The organism is Truepera sp., assembly GCA_032027045.1.
In the GTDB taxonomy this organism is placed as follows: Bacteria; Deinococcota; Deinococci; order Deinococcales; family Trueperaceae; genus JAAYYF01.
In genome coordinates, this window is sequence record JAVSMU010000001.1 from 2,165,994 (window position 1) to 2,184,607 (window position 18,614).

The following is an 18,614-nucleotide window of genomic DNA, read 5'->3' on the forward strand; positions in this document are numbered from 1 at the left end:
TATCTTCTCGCCCCATCAGCCGAGGGGGTGGCGGTAGGTAGCGGAGTAGCGGCCCGTCACGTGATGCTCGAGCTGCCGCTCGATGTCGGCGAGCAACGAGCTGGCGCCTATGCGGAAGAGGTCGGGCTCGAGCCAGCGCCGGCCCAACTCCTCCTTCATCAGCACCAACCATGCCAGGGCGTCCTTGGCCGTTCTGAGGCCACCGGCGGGCTTGAAGCCCACGTGGTAGCCGGTCCGCTCCAGGTACTCGCGGATGGCGCGGGCCATCGTGAGGCTCACGGGAAGGGTGGCGTTCTCGGGTTCCTTGCCCGTGGAGGTCTTGATGAAGTCGGCGCCGGCCATCATGGCCACCAGACTGGCGCGGTACACGGTGCGCAGCGTGCCGAGCTCGCCCGTTGCCAGGATGGCCTTCATGTGCGCGGGGCCACAAGCCTCTCGGAAGAGGCGGAGCTCGTCGTAGAGCGCCTCCCAGTCCTGGGTCAGCGCGTGGCGACGGGAGATGACTATGTCTATCTCGGCTGCGCCGGTCACCACCGAGCGGCGGATCTCCTCGACGCGCGTCTCCAGGGGCGAGAGGCCGGCGGGGAACCCGGTCGAGACGGCGGCCACGGGTACGCCGCTGCCGCGCAGCGCCGCCACCGCCGTGGGCACCATGTCGTGATAGACGCACACTGCGCCCGTCGTGATGCCCGCGTTGCCCATGCCGAGGTCGTCGAGGAGGTCTTGCCTGACGGGCCTCAGGGCCTTGGCGCACAGCCGCCGCACGCGGCCCGGCGTGTCGTCGCCGGCCAGCGTCGTCAGGTCGATGAGGGTGACCGCCTTCAAGAGCCAGGCCGCCTGCCACTCCTTCTTGACGCTCCGGCGCGTGGTCAGGGTGGCGGAGCGCCGCTCGACGGCGCTGCGGTTGACCCGCACGCCCTCAACCCAGTCGAGCTCCAGCGCCATGCCCTCGTTGCGCGGCAACGGTGCGAACGTCCTAGCCACGGAGTCGCTCCCACGGGCGCCCGCATCGGGCTCGACTTCGATTCGTGAGATGGCCATGCCTACTCTCCTCTGGCGCGTCAACGGCGCCACCGACCGCAGTTTCCCGAGCATACACCCCGGTAGCCGTGGCTTTTCCCGCGCCGGCCGACCGTTCTGCGGTGCTGGCCGGCCTCCACTTATGATTGGCGCGAAGGCGACGGGCAGCCCGCGTATCGATAACGCTCCGTTGGCCCGCGCCGCCGCGTACCCCGGAGGTCGACCATGCAACTCTCCCGCTTCCCCCGCCGCCATTACACGGACGGCCCCACGCCGCTCGAACGCCTGCCCCGCCTGAGCGCCCACCTGGGCGGGCCCAACCTGTGGATCAAACGCGACGACCTCCTCGGCCTCGCCGGCGGCGGCAACAAGACCCGCAAGCTGGAATTCTTGGTGGCCGACGCGCTCGAGCACGGCGCCGACACCCTGGTGACGACGGGGGCCGTGCAGTCCAACCACTGCCGCCTGACGCTTGCCGCGGCCGTCCACGAGGGCCTCTCCTGCCGCCTGGTCCTGGAGGAACGGGTGCCGGGCAGCTACGACGCGCACGCCAGCGGCAACAACTTCCTCTTCGGCCTGCTGGGCGTGGAGGCCGTCACGGTCGTGCCCGCGGGCACGGACCTGTCGGCGGCCATGCAGCAGGTAGCCGACGAGGTGGCGGCGCTGGGCCGGAGAGCCTACGTGATCCCCGGCGGCGGCTCCAACGCCCTGGGGGCGCTCGGTTACGTGGCGTGCGCGCAGGAGCTCATGCAGCAATCGTTCGAGTTGGGCCTGAACGTGACGCACCTCGTGACGGCCAGCGGGAGCGGCGGCACTCACGGCGGCGTCGTGGCGGGGATGACGGGCACCAGCGCGGGAGTGCCAATCACCGGCATCAGCGTGCGGGCGCCCAGGGCGCCGCAGGAGGAGAAGATCCTGGGCCTGGCCCGCGCCACCGCCGAACTCGCGGGGTCGGAGCGACCACCCACCGCCGCGGACGTGGCAGTGCTCGACGACTACGTGGGCGAGGGCTACTCGATCCCGACGGCCGGCATGGTCGAGGCCGTCAAGCTCTTCGCGCGCCTGGAGGGCGTGCTCCTCGACCCCGTGTACACGGGCAAGGCGGCCGCGGGCCTCATCGACCTCGTGCGCCGGGGGGCCTTCGACCGCCACGACGATGTCGTCTTCCTGCACACCGGCGGCAGCCCGGCCCTGTACGCCTACCAGGACGTGCTGGCGGGCTGATGGGGCGATCCAGGCCGATCCTGGGCATCCTCGGCGGGCTCGGGCCGGCGGCGACCGTGGACTTCTACGCCAAGCTCGTCGCGGCGACGCCGGCACTTACCGACCAGGACCACCTCCACGTGATCATCGACGCCGACCCGGGCGTGCCCAACCGCAACGAGGCGGTAGCCGGCACGGGTCCGAGTCCGGCGCCGCAGCTTGCGGCCATGGCCGTGAGGCTGGAGGCGGCCGGCGCCGAGGCGCTGTTCATGGTCTGCAACGCGGCGCATGCTTTCTCGGACGCCATCACCAGCGCGGTCAGCGTGCCCCTCGTGAGCATCGTAGGCGAGACGGTCGACGCGACCCTGGCCGCCGCCCCGGGCGCGCGCAGGGTCGGGGTGCTGGCCGCAGCCGGGGCGCAGGACGCCCGCCTTTACGCCACGGCTTTCGAGGCGCGTGGCGTCGGTGTCCTCGAGCCCGTCGGGGAGCGCCGCAATAGGTTCATGAGCCTGCTCTACCGCGTGAAGGCGGGCGAGACGGGCGCGGGCGTCCGCGAAGGCATGCTGGCGCTGGCGCGCGAGCTGACGGACGCCGGCGCCGAGGCAATCGTGGCGGGCTGCACGGAGGTGCCACTCGTTTTTAACGCCGACGACCTGAGCGCTGCGGGCCTGAACGTGCCGCTCGTGTCGTCGACGGACGCGCTGGTGGCGGCCGCGGTGGCCATCGGGACGGGTGTCAGGCCACTGCCGTTACGCGCGCCTCGTTAAAGCTGTGAATTCCTTAACGTCGGGTTAGGTAGTCCGGCGGGCGGGCATGCTAATCTGCGCCGACGCAGGCATGGAGAGGGACGACCGGCAGCGTACCGGCGGCCTTGCCACGCCGCGACCGCCAACGTCGGAGGACACCAAGTGAAGCGACTGATCTCCACCCTGATCGCCCTCGTGCTGGGCGCGACCCTGTTCATGGGCACCGCTCAAGCGCAAGGAGACGTACCCAGCAAGCTCGTCCTCGGCATGGTCCCGAGCCGCGAGGCCGACGCCATCGTCGACAGCCTCGACCCGATCGCCGCCATGCTTTCCGAGCGCCTGCTCATCCCCGTCGAGACCTTCGTGTCCACCAACTTCGTCGGCCTCGTCGAGGCTGTCGGCACCGGCCGCGTCGACATCGGCCTCTTCGGCCCGGCGGCGCTCGTGCAGGCCGTCGACAACTACGGCGCCCAGGTCATCCTCGCCTCCGTGCGCAGGGGCGCCACCTCGTACCGCGCGCAGTTCAACGTCCGCTGCGACAGCGGCATCACGACCTTCGAACAGCTCCGCGGCAAGACCATCGCCTTCGTCGACCCCGGCTCCGCCTCCGGCTACCAGTTCCCCTACGTCACCCTCAAGAACACCTACGGCATCGACCCCGACAAGGACATGACCGCCATCTTCGCCGGCTCCCACGACGCCGCCGCCCTCGCCGTCTACAACGGAGACGTCGACGTCTCCGTCACCTTCGGCGGCTCCCCCGGCTCCGACGGCCGCGAGACCATCGAAGCCGAGTACCCCGACGTCAAGGACGTCGTCTGCATCCTCGGCTACTCCGACTACATCCCCAACGACGGCGTCGTCGTGCGCAAGGGCCTCGACCCCGAGCTCGTCGAGCAGATCACGCAGGCCATGATCGACATCGCCGCCACCCCCGAGGGCAAGGAACTCACCAAGACCCTGTTCAACGTCACGGACTTCGCTCGCATCGACGCGTCGGCCTACGACATCGTCCGCGAGGTCTCCAAGACCTTCCAGCGCTGAGTGGCGTCGGGGCGTCAAGGCGCCCCGGCGGAAACGCACGTCAGGCGGCGGCCGGGTCTATCCCTGGCCGCCGATTCCGTGTAGCGTTGGTGCCGTCGTGGGACATATCAACTTCGAGAACGTCGAGGTCGTTTACAAGACCGGCCTCAAGGCCCTGAAGGGCGTGACCCTGGACATACCCCGGGGTCAGTTCGTCGTCGTGGTGGGGCTTTCGGGCGCCGGCAAGTCGACGCTCATCCGCACCGTCAACAGCCTCGTCTTGCCGTCGAGCGGCCGCGTGGTGGTCGACGGCACCGACGTCACCAGCGCACGCGGCCGAGCTCTCAGGCGCGCGCGGTCCGACATCGGCATGATCTTCCAGACCTTCAACTTGGTGAAGCGCTCGAGCGTCATCCGCAACGTGCTGGCGGGCCGCCTTGGCAGCCTGCCCGCCTGGCGCGGCGTCCTCAGCGCCTTTCCCAGGGAGGACCTGGCGTACGCGCACGACTGCCTCGACCGCGTGGGCATCCCCGAGAAGGCCTACGTGCGCGCCGACGCCCTCTCGGGCGGTCAACAGCAGCGCGTGGGGATCGCACGCGCGCTCGCGCAGAACCCGTCGGTCATGCTGGCCGACGAGCCCGTCGCCAGCCTCGACCCACCCACCTCGCACGCCGTCATGTCGGACCTCAAGCGCATCAGCCGCGAGGACGGCATCACGACGGTGGTGAACCTGCACTTCATAGACATGGCCCGCGACTACGCCGACCGCATCATCGGCATGCGCGACGGTTTGGTCGTGTTCGACGGCACCCCGGACGAGGCCACCGACGCCTCCTTCGAGGAGATCTACGGCCGCCCCATAGACGACAAGGACCTGCGCGGTGGCTAGGCCCGCCGTCTCACGGCCACCCGCGGCCGGGCGCCTGAAGACGTGGCTCACGCTGGCGGCGGTCGCCGGCCTGTTCGTGCTGGCCTTCCAGCAGACGAAGTTCAACCTGCCGGCCCTGTTCACCGGCGCGGCCGACTTCTTCCGCTTCTTCGGTCGCTTGCGGCCGGACTTCACGGCGCTGCCGCAGATCTGGGGGCCGCTCCTCCAGACCATCCAGATCGCGTACGTGGCGACCGTCGTCGGCAGCCTGATCGCCATCCCGCTCATCTTCCTCGCGTCGGCCAACACGGCCGTCAACCCCGCCAGCATGTGGGTCGCGCGCACGCTGCTGACGGTGCTGCGCAGCATCCCGGACCTGCTGTGGGCCGCCCTCTTCGTCGCCGTACTTGGCCTCGGCGCCCTGCCCGGCGTGGTGGCGCTGACCTTCTTCTCGATAGGCGTGCTCGCCAAGCTGGGTTCCGAGACCGTCGAGTCCATCGACCCGGGGCCCCTGGAGGCCCTCAGGGCCGTGGGCGCCGGCCGCAACCGCACCATCGCCTTCGCCGTCGTCCCGCAAGTGGCGGCCACCATGGTTTCTTACATGCTTTACGTCTTCGAGATCAACGTGAGGGCGAGCGTCGTCATCGGCTTCGTGGGCGCCGGCGGCATCGGGCTGCTGCTGCAGCGTTACTTCAACTTCTTCGACTACACCGGCCTGGGGGCACTGATCGTCGTGATCTTCGTCGTCGTTCTCATCATCGACGGGTTCAGCGTCTGGGCCCGGTCGCGGCTCATCTAGGCAATGACGGGCAGCCTCCAAGAGACGCGACTCAAGATCCCGCCGGCGCCGGCGCACGTGCGCCGCAACCGCAACCTGCTCGCGCTGGGCGGCCTCCTGATGGTGGCGCTCTTCGTGCTGGCGCTGGTGACCATGGACCTGCCCGCCTGGTCTCGCGTCGTCAGGGGTCTGCAGAACAACGCCGCACCCCTCCTGAGGGGGTTGATCCGTCCCGACACCGGCGTCTTCCGGTTGGCGTGGGACTCGATGGTCGTCACCTTCTTCATGGCCTTCCTGGGCACCGCGCTGGGCGCCACGCTCGCCTTCCCGTTATCGTTCCTGGCCTCCGGCAACCTGCTGGGCGGCACGCGCTGGGCGCTGCCCGGCAAGGCCGTGCTCGTGGCGGTGCGCACCTTCCCCGAGATCGTCCTGGCCGTCATCTTCGTGGCGGCTGCCGGGCCCGGGCCCACCGCCGGCATCATGGCGATGGGCATCCACTCCATCGGCTACCTGGGCAAGGTGTTCTCCGACGTCATCGAGGGCATCGACCAGGGCCCCATGGAGGCCATCCGCGCCGCCGGCGGCAACCAGCTGGAAACGTTCCTCTACGCCGTGGTCCCCCAGGTTCTGCCCGAGTTCGCCTCCAACGTCCTCTACCGGCTGGAGATCAACCTGCGTTCCGCGGCGGTCCTCGGCATGGTCGGCGCGGGCGGCATCGGCCTCCCCCTCATCCAGCGCCTGCAGTTCCGCCGTTGGGCCGAGGTCTCGATGATCATCATCGTGATCGTCGGGTTCATCATCGTGGTCGACGCCGTCAGTTCGCGCATCCGGCGCCGGCTCGTCTGAGCGCTACCGCGGCGCTGCACCACCACGAACGGCCGGTGCTACGACCGGCCCGCTCGCGTGGCATGATCGGGCCATGAGCGACTACCCCGAAGCCACGCGAGAACGCCTGCTCGACGCCGCCGCGGAGGTGCTGCTAGCCACCGTCGCCGCCGACCGCACGGGTCTCGTCGGCTACTTCCGCGAGATCATGGCCGCCGGTCGCTACCTGTACGACGCGCGGCAGAAGTACGCCGACAACGCCCTGGTGACGGCGCTCTTCCAGCGCACGGAAGCCGGCGAGGCCAACGCTTCGGAGGAGCCCCTCACGCGCGAGCGCCTGCTCGAGCGGCTTGGCGAGGTCGGCGAGCTCGTGAAAGACGACGAGGAGGGCGCCGAGTTCAAGCGGTTCCTCTTCGAGCTGGCCGAGCACGTGTCGAAGGCCGCCGGCGGTTTCTTGAGGCCGCGCATCAGCGAGGACGAGGCCGCGTTCCTGGCCCAGCTACGAGTGCTCCTGAAGATGCCAGACTGAGGAACGTGAAAGGCCGTTGGGTGTGGGGCGTCAGCCTCGCCAGCTTCGTTCTGGCCGCCGGCACCGGCACTTACTTCCGCTTCGCGCTCATCCACCGGCTCCCCGGGGTCCTCGAGTACATAAGGCACGCTCACTCGCACCTGATGTTCTTCTCGTGGATAACCCCGCCCCTCATGCTGTTGATCGGTGCCCACCTGCGGCGCCGCGGGCTGCGAACCAGGGCCTTCGGCCTGGCGGCCACCATCGCCGTCTTCAGTGGGCTCGCAACCTACCTGCCGTTCCTCAAGAGCGGCTACCACCTCATGAGCTTAGGAGGCGGCAAGCCGCTGCCCATCTCGATGTTCGTGTCGGGCTTCAACGGTTTCGCCTGGTTCCTCTTCCTGTTCGCCTACGTGGTGGCCACGTGGAAGGTGCGGCGCTGGCCGGTCTTGCGGCTCTTCGACGGCGCCTTGGCCCTCATGGTCGTCGCCTCGCTCGCCATCGGAGGCCTCGCGTTCCTGGGCGCCACCGGCCAGGTGCAAAGGCCCACCATGCTCGCCCTCGTCGAATGGTTCCTGACGGCGTTCGCGGACGGCTGGTTCGGCCTGAGCGTGGTCGGTCTGGCGGCGCGGTTCTCACGGCCCGCACGGCTCTCCCGCTACCCCCTGGGGCTTCTCGTGTGGACGTTGGTGGCGGCCATCGCCCTGCGCAGCGCGGCGCGCTTCGCCGTGGCGGGGCCGGGGTGGGTCTGGGCCGGCGGCATCGATGCCGCCACCAGCGCCCTGGCGGCTCTCGTCTGGCTGGTGCTCGTCTTCGTCGTCTGGCCGCCCTCCGAGACCGCCGTACCGTCGCTGGCGGGCGTCACCCTGTGGCTGCGCCAGATCGCACTGGCGCTACTGATGCTCAAGGGCGCCGTCGAGTTCGCCGGGGCGCCGCCGGCGGTGCGGCAGTGGCTCTTCGCCGCGCCGCTCCACATCCTCTTCTTGCACGCGTTCCTGCTGGGCGCGGTGAGTTTCGCGCTGCTGTTCGCCGTCAGGTCCACGTGGGGCCCGGGCGTGTTCCGTGGCGCCTGGGCGTTCGTAGCCACCGTGGCCCTGATGCTCGCGGCGCTCGTGACCCTTACGCCGGTCTGGCCCCGCGCCTGGGCCGGGCCCTGGGCCCTCTACGCCACGGCGATCACGAGCCTGGGGCCGGCGCTGGTCGCGTTGCTTGCCCTCTTCAGGCTCGACCTCGGGTACGGAACCAGAGCCACACCACCGTCAGCAGGAGCAACAGGACCAGCCCAGACAGGGCCGTCGGTATGACCTGCGGGCCATCGGCCTGCACCACGCGGCCGATCAGCGGGGCGGTCAGCGCGGGGCCCAGGTTGGCCGCCGCGACCACCACCGGCGTGACCTGTTCGGCCCGCTGAGGGAACACCTCGGTGAGCCAGGCGAGCGTCGTCGGGAAGATCGGGGCCAGGCTCAGGCCCACAAGCACGAAGGCGAGCGGCGCCGACTCCACCCGGTGCGCCGCCAGCATGAAGACCAGCGCCGCGCCGGCGCTGTACAGGACCATCGAGTGCGACTTGAGGCGCGAGGATATGGGTGCCGCCAGCACGCGGCCGACCACGATCGCCAGCCAGTACAGCGACGTGAAGGCCGCCGCCCGCGCCCCGAAGTGCGGTGTCAGGAACTCCGTCTCCCACGACGTGACGCCGACCTCGGCCGACACGTAGAAGACGTAGAGGAGCACGAACCCGGCCAGGCTGGTCCAGGCGACGGGCGCCGCGCCTAGCTCGGGGAGCGCGACCTCGGGCGCACGGATGGTAGCCGCCCACGGCAGGAGCACCAGGGCGCCCAGGGCAATGAACAAGAAGGGCGGCGCGAAGCGCGGCTCGAAGGCGGTCACGAGCAGGGGCCCCACCACGGCCCCGACGCCGAACAGGGCGCTGCTCAGGTTCAGGGCGGGAGCCGCCTTCGGACTGAAGGCCACCGCCACCATGAGGTTGGACGTGACGTTGAGGAGCCCGGCCCCGGCACCGCCCAGGACGGCGCCCGCCAGTACCAGGACCCACGTTGGCGCGAGGGCTATGGCGCCCGCGCCGACCGCCAGTACGCCGGCGGCCGTCAACAGCACGCGCTTGTAACCCAGCGCCCGCAGCAGGAAACCCGAGACCACGATGCCGAGGAAAGAACCCAGGAACTGTGCGCTCACCACGATGCTCACGGCCTCGACCCCGATCCCGAAACGCTCCCGGAGCATGGGAAACGACGGGCCGTAGAGCGCCTGGAGCGCCCCGATGAGGAGGAACACCGCGAAGCTCAACCACAAGATGGCCTGGCGGGAAACGGTTTTCGGGGTCGCCATGCAGCAGGCACGTTACCGCGCCGGGCCGGACCCGGCACGCTTCCGGGTGTCACCGCCCGCTCGGTATACTTACACCTCGGCGACGCTCGGAGGCACCCGTGGTAGACGGCATCCAACAGATCAACGATTTGCGCGAGAAGTTCCTGCGCTTCTTCCAGTCCCGGGGCCACCTGGTCTACGGCTCGGCGTCCGTCAAGAGCGACGACCCGACCCTCATGTTCACCAGTGCCGGGATGGTGCAGTTCAAGCCGTACTTCCTGGGTGCCACCCCCAAGTTCGCGGGCCACGAGGGCACCTGGCACCGCGTCACCACGGCGCAGAAGTGCCTGCGGATCAACGACGTCGAGAACGTCGGGGTGACGCTGCGCCACCACTCGTTCTTCGAGATGCTGGGCAACTTCTCGTTCGGCGACTACTTCAAGTCGGAGGCCTCCGCCTGGGCGTGGGAGTTCGCCACCTCGAAGGAGTACCTGGGGTTGGACCCCGAACGCCTCTTCGTGACGGTCTACCAGGACGACGACGAGGCTTACACCATTTGGCACGAAGAGGTGGGCGTGCCTGAGGCGCGCATCAGCCGCTGGGGCGAGAGCGACAACTTCTGGCCCGCCAACGCCGTGAGCAAGGGCCCCAACGGGCCGTGCGGGCCCTGTTCCGAGATCTTCTACGACCGCGGTCCCGGTTTCGGCACGGCCGAGGAGACGGGACCCAACACGGGGTCGGGCGACCGTTTCATCGAGTTCTGGAACCTCGTCTTCACGCAGTTCGACCGCCGGGACGGCGGGCAATTGGTGCCCCTGCCGCAACAGAACATCGATACCGGCCTGGGCTTCGAACGCCTCGTGGCCGTGATGACGGACAAGGAGGACGCCTACGCGACCGAGCTGTTCCAGCCGACGATCCGGCGCGTCGCCGCCCTCTCGGGCGTGCCCTACGCGGGCCCCAAGTCGGTGTCGCACCGCGTGATCGCCGACCACGTGCGCGCCGTGACGTTCGCCATCTCCGACGGCGTCCTGCCCGCCAACGACGGCGCCGGCTACGTGGTGAAGATGCTCACGCGCCGCGCCTCGCGCCACGCGTGGCTGTTGGGGCTGCGCGAGCCCGTCCTCCACGCGCTCGTCGACCAGGTGGTGGAGTCGATGGGCGAGGCGTACCCCGAGATCAAGAACGGCGCCGAGCGCGTGAAGGGCATCATCCACGCCGAGGAGGAGCAGTTCCTCAGGACCCTGGAGGCCGGGATACAGCGGGTGAGCACTATCCTCGACGGGCTCGACGGCGCCGTGCTCCCTGGAGCCGTGGCCTTCGACCTGTGGCAGACCTACGGCTTCCCCCTAGACCTCACCCGCGAGATGGCCGCGGAGCGCGGCCTCGAGGTGGACGCGGCGGGCTACGAGGTGGCCCGCCAACGAGCGCGCGAGCTCTCGAGGGCCGGCGGCGCGGGCCGCGAGCTGTTCAAGGCCGCCAGCGACGCGTTGGGCAGGGTCGCCGAGCGCGTCGGCGAGACGACGTTCCTCGGCTACGAGGCCGAGGAGGCCACCGCGAAGGTCGTGGCCCTGGTCACGCCGGGCGACGACGCGAGGGAGCAGGACGCCTTCACCGAGGGCGACGCGGGCACGGTGGTGCTCGACCGAACGCCCTTCTACCCGGAGGGCGGCGGTCAGGTGGGCGACGCCGGCGTGCTGGAGTGGCCGGGCGGCAAGGCCCTGGTGTCCGCCACCAAGAAGTCGCGGCAGGGCCTGACGCTCCACCAGGCGCGGGTCGTGCGCGGCAGGCTGGCGGCAGGACAGGCGGTCACGGCCCGCGTGGACCCCGCGCGCCGCGAGACTCAGAAGCACCACTCGGCCACGCACCTCCTGCACGCCGCGCTGCGCTCCGTGTTGGGCCATCACGTGGCCCAGGCCGGTTCGCTGGTGGCGCCCGACAGGCTGCGCTTCGACTTCTCCCACCCTCACGCGGTCACGGCCGAGGAGCAGTTGCGCGTGGAGGAACTGGTGAACCGCTGGGTGCAGTCCGACCTCGCCGTCGACTGGCGCGTCGTGCCCATCTCGGAGGCCCGCGCGGCCGGAGCGATGATGCTCTTCGGCGAGAAGTACGGCGAGAACGTGCGCATGGTGAAGATGGGCGAGGTGTCCACCGAACTCTGCGGGGGCACGCACGTGGGCCGCACCGGGCAGATCGGCGCCTTCGTCATCGTGAGCGAGGAGGCCGTGTCGGCCGGGGTCAGGCGCATGGAGGCCCGCGTCGGCGCCTCCGCGCTGCGTTACCTCGAGGAGTTGCGCCGGTCGCAGGAGCGGCTGGCCGCCTTGCTGGGCGGCAAGCCGGCGCAGCTCGAGGAGCGGCTGCTGAAGCTCCAAGCCGACCACAAGGAGGCGTTGAGAGAGGCGGCGCAGCTGCGTGACCGCCTCGCAAGCGCCCAGACGAGCTCGGGTGCGGCGGCCAGCGAGGTGCAAGAGGCCGGGGGCTTCAGCTACCTGACGGCCCTGCTCGAGGGCCTCGACGCCGGCGCCCTGCGCAACGCCGCCGACTCGCTGCTGGCCAAGAGCGGCGCCGACGTGGTGGTCTTGGGCTCGGGCGGCGCGCTGGTGGCCAAGGCATCCCCCGCCGCGGTCGCTAGGGGTGCCAACGCGGGCAAGTTGGTGCGCAGCGTGGCCGCCAGCGTTGGCGGCAGCGGCGGTGGCCGCGCCGACATGGCCCAGGCCGGCGTGAAGGAACCGGGGCGCCTCGCCGAGGCCCTCGCCACCGTGGGCGACGCGCTCGCCTCCGGCAGCTGAGGCGCGGCTCCATGCCGGCTCCCGCTCACTTCGACGGCACCGCGCCACGCCTCCCTTCGGGGCTGACGTTGCCGCGCCTGATAGCCATCGACATCGACGGCACCATCCTCGGACCCGACAAGCTCGTGACGCCGCGCACGCGCGCCGCCATCGGCGCGGTGAGGGAGCTGGGCGTCAAGGTGGTCCTCGCTACCGGCAGGCCCTTGCGCACGGCCCTGCCCATCGCCCAGGAGGTGGGTGCGACCGACTCGGTGATCGCCTACAACGGCGCCGCCATGTCACACGCCGGGAGCTTCCGGGTCCTCGGCGAGCTCGAGCTGGGCGCGGCCACCGAGGCCCTGCGCCGCATCCGCACTGCGGCGCCGAGCGCCACCCTGGCGCTGGAGACCGACTCGGGCTGGGTGCTGGACGGCGCCGCCGGCGGCGGGCCGCTCGAGCCCGTCGGCAACGTGGCGCACCTCTTCCACGGCGGGCCACCGACGGCCGTCGGCCCGCTCGAGGATTTCATCGGCGGCTCTCGCATCAAGCTGCTGGCCGTCTACGACGACGAGCACCCGTCGCGGCTGGCGCGGGTGCTGGAGGGCCTCGACCTCTACTCCACCTGGAGCCTGCCGTTCCTCCTCGAGGTCCACCACGCGGCCGTCGACAAGAGCGCCGCCCTGGCGGAGTTGTGCCGGCTGCTCGGGGTGAAGCCCGAGGAAGTGGCCGCCTTCGGCGACCAACACAACGACGCCGGCATGCTCGCCTGGGCGGGCCTCGGCGTGGCCATGGGCAACTCCGAGCCGGAGGCGCTGGAGGTCGCGGACTTGGTGACGGCCAGCAACCTAGCGGACGGGGTCGCAATGGTGATAGAGAGCTGGTTGCGGGCCGCACCCGGCAGCCACGAGGTGGCGGTCTGAGCCGGAGCGACCAGGCCCCGGCCCCTCCGCTGGAAGAGGGCGAGCGCCTGCTGGCGCTCGACGTCGGCGACGCTCGCATCGGCCTGGCCACGGGCACGGTGGGCTCGCTGCTGGCGTTCGGCCGCGGCTCGCTCACGCGGCAGGGCACCAGGAAGGACGTGGCCGCGCTGCTGGCCATGCTGGCGGACGAGGGCATGGCCGCCGTGGTCGTGGGCCTGCCCGTGAGGCTGGGCGGCGAGGAGTCGGCCCAGACGGAACGCGTGCGCCGCTTCGCGGCCGAGCTGCGGGCCGCCGGCGCGCGCGTGGAGTTCGAGGACGAGCGCCTCACGACGCGCATCGCCGAGCGGCAGGTCGGAGCTTCGGGCCTGCCCCGCTCGCGGCGCCAGGAGAAGGGCCGCCTGGACGAGGCCGCGGCGGTGCTCATCTTGGAGTCGTACCTTCGGCGCGTGAAGGGCCAAGAGTGACCCAGGAACCGACCCCGAAACGCGCCGGCCGCAACTGGGCGATCGCGCTCCTCGTTCTCGTGGTGCTCGTCGCCGCCGGCCTCAGCGCGGTGCGCTTCGTGCTCTCTCCCGTGAGCGCCACTCACGCACCCGTCGAGTTCGAGGTGCTGCCGGGTTGGGGCGGCGCCCGCGTCGCGCAGGCGCTGGAGGACGCGGGCCTGGTGCGCTCCGGCCTGGCCTTCGAGCTGCTCTTGCGCGCCACGGGCCTGGACAGAAAGGTCGGCGAGGGCCTGTACGACCTCTCGCCCGACATGAGCAGCCGCCAGCTCGCCGCCGCCCTCGCGGCCGGCGGGCGCCCGCGCACGGTGCGCATCGTGGTGCCCGAAGGCTGGCGGGCCGCGGCCGTGGTCGCCCGGTTGGCGGCCAACGGCCTGGGCGAGCTGCCGGAGCTGGAGGCGCTGGTGCGCTCACCCGGCGAGCTGGCGCCGCCGTGGCTCTCCGCCGACGACTCGCTCGAGGGTTACCTGTTCCCGGCCAGCTACGACCTACCCGTCCACTCGACGGCGTCACAGGCGCTGGGCGCGATGGTCGAGCGCTTCGAGGCGGAAGTGACGGAGCCGGTCGTCCGCAGGCTGGCTAGCGAGGAGTTGCGCGTGCGTGACTGGGTGACGCTCGCCAGCATGGTCCAGGCGGAGGCCGCGTCCGACGGCGAGATGCCGATCATCGCCGGCGTGTTCCTCAACCGCCTGGACGAGGGCATGCCCCTGCAGTCGGACCCGACCGTCGCGTATGGCTTGGGCAAGGCGCTGCCGGAACTGAGCGCGGTAGCAGGCGACCTCAGGAAGGACACGCCCTGGAACACGTACACGCGACCGGGGCTGCCCGCCGGGCCGATCTGCAACCCGGGAACCGCGGCGCTGCTCGCGGTGCTGTCACCGCAGCGCCTGGACGCGAAGGGTTCGCCGTACCTCTACTTCCTCCACGGCAGCGACGGCGGCATCTCGGTGTTCAGGCCGAACACGAACCTTGAAGCGCACAACCGGGACGTGGAGCGCTACCTGCGCAGCGGACGTCAGGCGCGCTAGCTCGCGGGTCAGCTGCCTTAGCTCGCGGGTTCGCGGCCCAGCTGCCGTGGCTCGAGGGTTCGCCGCCATACCTCGCAGGTTCGCCGCCCCCGCTCCCTGGTTCGCTGCGTCAGCCTGCGTGTTCGTCGTCGCCTTCGGGGTCCGCAGCGTCGGCCGCGCGCCGCTCCCGTAGGCGCCCTGCGCGGCGCAGGGCGTCGGTGAGCAGGTACTCGATCTGGGAGTTGACGCTCCGCAGCTCGTCGGCGGCCCACTTCTCGATCGCGGCGTGCACGCCGGCGTCGAGCCGCAGCAGGTACCGCCTCTTCTCAGCCATGGCCGGCCCGGCCCGCCTTCCTCAGGGGCCCCGGTGCAGGTTGCCGGCCAGGTAGGTGGCGATGACCTGCACGAGCGTCGGCGAGATGACCGCGTCAGGGCCGGGCAGCGGCAACGACGCCGCCGGTCCGGCGGTGTCGACGAGGTTGTGCGTCAGGTCATCCAGGAGGAACAGCGTGGCGTGGGGCGCCCCGGCGGCAAGTAACTCCGCGTCCGTCACCTTCACCAAGAGATCCTTCCTGCCCTGGATGACGGCCACGGGCACCTCGACGCCGCGCGCCGCCACCTGCGGATCGACGGCGAACTCGCTCCTGAGGAGCCCGGCGGCGTGGGCGAACATGGCCGCAACCGGGTTGTCGGCGAGTTCGGGCGTCGGCTTCAGGGCCGTGCCGCTCGAGGACTTTATGGCCGCGAAGGCCTCGTCGATCTGGCGACCGAGGGTGGCCAGTTGCTCCTCGGTGGCGCCGCTTCGCTTGTCGCCTTCGAGCAGCTGTTCGCGGGCCAGAACGTCGAGCGGCCTGCCGGGGGCGGCGATCAGCACCAGGGCCCGGGGGCTCACGTAGCCGCGCGCGGTGGCGTAGAGCGCGATGATGCCGCCCTCGGAGTGCCCGATGAGGCCCAGGCGTCGAGCGTCCACCCCTTGCTGACGCGTCAGGGCCGCCAGCCAGTCGGCCGCGTTCTGGGCGTAGGTCTCGATGGTGACCGCGTTGCCGTCGCCGGTCGAGGGCGGGACTCCCAGCTTCAAGGCCCGCAGCACGCCGAAGCCGCGGCACGCGAGGCCGTAGGCGAGCTGCTCATAGCCGCTGTTGGTGAGCAGCGGCGGCGCGTTGCCATCCAGGTCGGCGGCGCCCGAACCGGGCAGTAGCAGCAGCGTCGGCGCCGCCGGGCCGCTGCCGTCGGCGGCGGCCTTCGGCAGCGTCAGCTTGCCGACCAGGGTGGCCCCGGTGCTGCTCACGCTCAGCTCTCGCTCTACGAGGCAAGGGGCGGCGGCGGCCAGGGCCGCGGTCACCCCGGCCCGGTCGGACCCCACCGTGGTTGCCGCGGCACCACTGGCCTCGCCCGCCTGCCTGCGCTCCATGCGCACGTTGCCCGGCGTGGTGGTCAGGACCAGGATGTCTCCCCCGTCGTCGACGTAGGCGGCCGCGTCGATGCTCTGCGGCCCGACCCTCAGGGTGCCGCCCAAGCGCCGGACTCTCACGTCCTCGCCCCCGTAACTGACGGTGTCGTCGACGGGCGCAGCGAGCTCGAAGGTGCCGAGCATCGCCACTTGCGGCACGATGATGTCGAACGTCTTGCCGACCCCATCCTTCAATACCTGGTCGACGAGGACCTGGTAGCCATCGATGAAGTTGTTGTCGAGCACGTGAACGGGGCCGGTCAACGGCAAGGAGACGTTCTGCTTCTGGCCCCCCTGCTCGATGGCGAAGTCGGCGCTGGTGGCGCTGAAGGTGACGTCGATGACCACCTCGGTCCCGTGAACGGTCCCTTGGAGGTGATAACTCTTGGCTGCGCCGGTGGCATCGGTGACGAGCACGTCGGAGAGGTCGAAGCCGCTCGCCACCTTGGCGGTGCCGTGTGACCGGGTGCCGTCTTCCTCGCGCACTAGCGCCATCCCGGCCTCCCCGACGGTATTGCCGCCGACGAGGATGTCGAACTGCAGCGGCGCCGGAGCGTCGCCGCCCTGGCCGAAGGCCGCGCCGGCTCCCAGGACCACGGCAACCTTGACGGCTCGCCAAACACTCGAAAGTGCTCGCATGTTCACGTTGTCTCTCCCTTCAACCGCTGTACAGGGTGCCCGCGTTGACGATGGGCGACACCGCCTGCTCGCTCACCAGGGCAACCATGAGGTTGTTCGCCATGGCGGCGCGCTTCTCGTCGTCGAGTTCGACCACGCCGCGTTCCGACAGGCCGTTGAGTGCGTCCTCGACCATCCCGACGGCGGCCTCGACGATGAGCCGGCGCGCCGACACCACCGCCTGCGCCTGCTGGCGCCGCAGCATGGCCTGCGCGATCTCGGGAGCGTACGCGAGGTGGGTGAGGCGCGCCTCGATGACGTCCACGCCGGCCACCTCGAGCCGCTGCTCGAGCTCCTTGCGCAGCGCGTCGGCCAGTTCGTCGGGGTTCTCGCGCAGCGATGGCCTGTCTTGACCCGAGGCGTCGTACGGGTAGCGGGTTGCCAGCCCGCGCAGGGCGGTCTCGGACTGGATGCCGACGAACTGCTCGTAGTCGTCCACGTCGAACACGGCCTTGGCCGACTCGGCCACGCGCCAAACCACCACCGCGGCTATCTCGACCGGGTTGCCGTCGGCGTCGTTCACCTTCACGCGCTCGCTGGTGAAGTTGCGCACCCGCAGGCTGACCGGCTTCTTGCTGGTGAAGGGGTTCACCCACCAGAAGCCGGCGCTGCGCAACGAGCCGGCGTACGAGCCGAACAGCGTGAGGACGCGCGCCTGGTTGGGCTGCACGGCCTGGAGCCCGAAGGCAAGCAGGGCGCCCAAGGCGAGCGCCAGCAGGCCCGCGACGAGGGGAAGGACGAGTTCGCTGGAACCGCCGTAAACGACGAGCGCCGTTCCACCCAGGAGCAGGACGACGGTCACGGTCAACCCCAGGAAGCCGTTGGCGGCTCCGGCTTCTCTCTCGACGACTTGGTTCATTACGCCTCCCGTGTGATATCCGCGTGATATCAGCGCGATATCGGCCCAACATAACATGCCGCCCGTGCCTCCTGGATGAGGCCCGTTGGTAAAGTGCCGGCATGAGCATCAAACCGGACTGGTGGATCCGCGAGAGGGCGCGCGAGGGGATGATCGTCCCCTTCGAGGAGAGCCTCGTGCGCGAAGGCGTCATCAGCTACGGCCTGTCGAGCTTCGGCTACGACCTGAGGGCCGCACCCGAATGGCGCATATTCGTCAACGCCTTCAACACGGTGGTCGACCCCAAGAACTTCGACACCAGCAGCCTGGTCGAGTATGGCGGCGACACCTGCATCATCCCGCCCAACAGCTTCGTGCTTACGAGGTCCGTCGAGCGCCTGCGCATACCCGACGACACTATGGTGATCGCGCTCGGGAAGTCCTCGTACGCCAGGTGTTTCAGCGCAGACACCCGCGTGGCCCTGGCCGACGGAACGGCTCCCACTCTCGAGGAGTTGGCGTCGCGGCGGGCGGGCGACGAACCCCCTCTCGGCTACTCGATGGCGGCGAGCGGCCGCGTGGTGACCTCGCACCTGCGCGCCCCGCGGTTCATCGGCCGCGACTCCCTCCTGCTCATCACCCTCGGTAACGGCGCGAGCATCGAAGCGACGCCCGATCACGACTTCATGCGCCGGGACGGCAGCTGGGCCGCGGCCGCCGACCTTAGGCCGGGCGACGCGCTGATGCCGCTATACCGCACGCCCACTCTCGAGGGACCGCTGACCTACCAGCCCTTCGAGGACCGGCGCTACAGGAACCACAAGGTGGCCCGCGTGCAGGAACTGAAGGGCGACCACGACGTCTACTGCCTCACGGTGCCCGAGACCGGGAACTTCGCGCTCGACGCCGGCGTGTTCGTCTCGAACTGCGGCATAGTGGCCAACGTCACACCACTGGAGCCCGGCTGGGAGGGTCACGTCACGCTGGAGCTCTCCAACACCACGCCGCTGCCCGCCAAGGTCTACGCCCACGAGGGCATCGTGCAGCTGCTGTTCTTCCAGGGCGAGAGGCCCGAGACGACGTACGCCGAACGCGCGGGCAAGTACCAGGGTCAGACGGGCGTCACGTTGCCAAAGCTCTGAGTCGGCAGGGCT

Annotated in this window: 18 protein-coding genes; 13 read left to right on the forward strand and 5 right to left on the reverse strand. The window is 70.4% G+C overall.

The window, feature by feature from the left end:
- Positions 1-15: 15 nt before the first annotated feature.
- Positions 16-1,041 (reverse strand): deoxyribose-phosphate aldolase, encoded by a 1,026-nt coding sequence (deoC, locus tag ROY82_09945; protein ID MDT3682776.1) that lies wholly within the window; start codon positions 1,039-1,041, stop codon positions 16-18.
- A gap of 204 nt (positions 1,042-1,245) precedes the next feature.
- Between deoC and ROY82_09950 the strand changes: the two genes are divergently transcribed.
- The 8 genes from ROY82_09950 to ROY82_09985 all read left to right on the forward strand — a co-directional run bounded on the left by ROY82_09950 (position 1,246) and on the right by ROY82_09985 (position 8,275).
- Positions 1,246-2,244, forward strand: coding sequence for a D-cysteine desulfhydrase (locus tag ROY82_09950; protein MDT3682777.1), 999 nt, complete (start codon positions 1,246-1,248; stop codon positions 2,242-2,244).
- A complete protein-coding gene (locus tag ROY82_09955; protein MDT3682778.1) occupies positions 2,244-2,990 on the forward strand; it encodes an amino acid racemase in 747 nt (248 codons plus the stop codon). Before ROY82_09950 ends, ROY82_09955 begins: the two co-directional genes overlap by 1 nt.
- Before the next feature lie 141 nt (positions 2,991-3,131).
- Positions 3,132-4,013, forward strand: a complete 882-nt coding sequence (locus ROY82_09960; GenBank protein MDT3682779.1) for a phosphate/phosphite/phosphonate ABC transporter substrate-binding protein — start codon at positions 3,132-3,134, stop codon at positions 4,011-4,013.
- Positions 4,014-4,110: 97 nt separating this feature from the next.
- The gene (phnC, locus tag ROY82_09965) at positions 4,111-4,881 is read left to right on the forward strand and encodes a phosphonate ABC transporter ATP-binding protein (protein MDT3682780.1); all 771 of its coding nucleotides are present in this window, start codon (positions 4,111-4,113) and stop codon (positions 4,879-4,881) included.
- Positions 4,874-5,659 carry a phosphonate ABC transporter, permease protein PhnE gene (phnE, locus tag ROY82_09970; protein ID MDT3682781.1) on the forward strand — a complete coding sequence of 262 codons (786 nt, stop codon included), beginning with the start codon at positions 4,874-4,876 and terminating at the stop codon, positions 5,657-5,659. The genes phnC and phnE (ROY82_09970) overlap by 8 nt, the downstream gene beginning before the upstream one ends.
- A 3-nt stretch (positions 5,660-5,662) precedes the next feature.
- Positions 5,663-6,484, forward strand: a complete 822-nt coding sequence (phnE, locus tag ROY82_09975) for a phosphonate ABC transporter, permease protein PhnE (GenBank protein ID MDT3682782.1) — start codon at positions 5,663-5,665, stop codon at positions 6,482-6,484.
- A 73-nt stretch (positions 6,485-6,557) separates the two neighbouring features.
- Positions 6,558-6,992 (forward strand): hypothetical protein, encoded by a 435-nt coding sequence (locus ROY82_09980; GenBank protein ID MDT3682783.1) that lies wholly within the window; start codon positions 6,558-6,560, stop codon positions 6,990-6,992.
- Between the two features lie 5 nt (positions 6,993-6,997).
- Positions 6,998-8,275, forward strand: coding sequence for a hypothetical protein (locus ROY82_09985; protein ID MDT3682784.1), 1,278 nt, complete (start codon positions 6,998-7,000; stop codon positions 8,273-8,275).
- Here ROY82_09985 and ROY82_09990 read toward each other — a convergent pair.
- Complete coding sequence (locus ROY82_09990) at positions 8,190-9,320, reverse strand: MFS transporter (protein MDT3682785.1); 1,131 nt, start codon at positions 9,318-9,320, stop codon at positions 8,190-8,192. The two genes, ROY82_09985 and ROY82_09990, sit on opposite strands and share 86 nt — an antisense overlap.
- A 98-nt stretch (positions 9,321-9,418) precedes the next feature.
- Between ROY82_09990 and alaS the strand changes: the two genes are divergently transcribed.
- The 4 genes from alaS to mltG are packed head-to-tail and all read left to right on the forward strand — an operon-like array spanning position 9,419 to position 14,515.
- Positions 9,419-12,088 (forward strand): alanine--tRNA ligase, encoded by a 2,670-nt coding sequence (gene alaS, locus ROY82_09995; GenBank protein MDT3682786.1) that lies wholly within the window; start codon positions 9,419-9,421, stop codon positions 12,086-12,088.
- Positions 12,089-12,099: 11 nt separating this feature from the next.
- Positions 12,100-12,987 carry a Cof-type HAD-IIB family hydrolase gene (locus tag ROY82_10000; protein ID MDT3682787.1) on the forward strand — a complete coding sequence of 296 codons (888 nt, stop codon included), beginning with the start codon at positions 12,100-12,102 and terminating at the stop codon, positions 12,985-12,987.
- A gap of 50 nt (positions 12,988-13,037) precedes the next feature.
- Positions 13,038-13,451: a Holliday junction resolvase RuvX gene (ruvX, locus tag ROY82_10005; GenBank protein MDT3682788.1), complete on the forward strand. Its 414-nt coding sequence runs from the start codon at positions 13,038-13,040 to the stop codon at positions 13,449-13,451.
- Positions 13,448-14,515: an endolytic transglycosylase MltG gene (gene mltG / locus ROY82_10010; protein ID MDT3682789.1), complete on the forward strand. Its 1,068-nt coding sequence runs from the start codon at positions 13,448-13,450 to the stop codon at positions 14,513-14,515. Before ruvX ends, mltG begins: the two co-directional genes overlap by 4 nt.
- A gap of 109 nt (positions 14,516-14,624) precedes the next feature.
- Here mltG and ROY82_10015 read toward each other — a convergent pair whose 3' ends face one another.
- Genes ROY82_10015 through ROY82_10025 form a run of 3 tightly spaced genes read right to left on the reverse strand, consistent with a single transcriptional unit; the run spans position 14,625 to position 17,481 of the window.
- The gene (locus ROY82_10015; GenBank protein MDT3682790.1) at positions 14,625-14,828 is read right to left on the reverse strand and encodes an Arc family DNA-binding protein; all 204 of its coding nucleotides are present in this window, start codon (positions 14,826-14,828) and stop codon (positions 14,625-14,627) included.
- Between the two features lie 21 nt (positions 14,829-14,849).
- On the reverse strand, positions 14,850-16,583 hold the full coding sequence (locus tag ROY82_10020) for an alpha/beta hydrolase (GenBank protein ID MDT3682791.1): 1,734 nt from the start codon (positions 16,581-16,583) through the stop codon (positions 14,850-14,852).
- Between the two features lie 19 nt (positions 16,584-16,602).
- Positions 16,603-17,481, reverse strand: a complete 879-nt coding sequence (locus tag ROY82_10025; GenBank protein MDT3682792.1) for an SPFH domain-containing protein — start codon at positions 17,479-17,481, stop codon at positions 16,603-16,605.
- A 398-nt stretch (positions 17,482-17,879) separates the two neighbouring features.
- Here ROY82_10025 and ROY82_10030 point away from each other — a divergent pair, with 398 nt between their 5' ends.
- Positions 17,880-18,602, forward strand: a complete 723-nt coding sequence (locus ROY82_10030) for a hypothetical protein (protein MDT3682793.1) — start codon at positions 17,880-17,882, stop codon at positions 18,600-18,602.
- The last annotated feature ends 12 nt before the right edge of the window (positions 18,603-18,614 follow it).

Excerpts from the sequence above, each read along its gene's own strand:
- ROY82_10025 (MDT3682792.1), bottom strand. The coding sequence starts at position 17,481 with ATGAACCAAGTCGTCGAGAGAGAAGCCGGAGCCGCCAACGGCTTCCTG.
- ROY82_09950 (MDT3682777.1), top strand. The coding sequence starts at position 1,246 with ATGCAACTCTCCCGCTTCCCCCGCCGCCATTACACGGACGGCCCCACG.
- deoC (MDT3682776.1), bottom strand. The coding sequence starts at position 1,041 with ATGGCCATCTCACGAATCGAAGTCGAGCCCGATGCGGGCGCCCGTGGG.
- ROY82_09980 (MDT3682783.1), top strand. The coding sequence starts at position 6,558 with ATGAGCGACTACCCCGAAGCCACGCGAGAACGCCTGCTCGACGCCGCC.
- ROY82_09955 (MDT3682778.1), top strand. The coding sequence starts at position 2,244 with ATGGGGCGATCCAGGCCGATCCTGGGCATCCTCGGCGGGCTCGGGCCG.
- ROY82_09990 (MDT3682785.1), bottom strand. The coding sequence starts at position 9,320 with ATGGCGACCCCGAAAACCGTTTCCCGCCAGGCCATCTTGTGGTTGAGC.
- ROY82_10020 (MDT3682791.1), bottom strand. The coding sequence starts at position 16,583 with ATGCGAGCACTTTCGAGTGTTTGGCGAGCCGTCAAGGTTGCCGTGGTC.
- ROY82_10030 (MDT3682793.1), top strand. The coding sequence starts at position 17,880 with ATGGTGATCGCGCTCGGGAAGTCCTCGTACGCCAGGTGTTTCAGCGCA.
- phnE (MDT3682782.1), top strand. The coding sequence starts at position 5,663 with ATGACGGGCAGCCTCCAAGAGACGCGACTCAAGATCCCGCCGGCGCCG.
- ROY82_10000 (MDT3682787.1), top strand. The coding sequence starts at position 12,100 with ATGCCGGCTCCCGCTCACTTCGACGGCACCGCGCCACGCCTCCCTTCG.
- ROY82_10015 (MDT3682790.1), bottom strand. The coding sequence starts at position 14,828 with ATGGCTGAGAAGAGGCGGTACCTGCTGCGGCTCGACGCCGGCGTGCAC.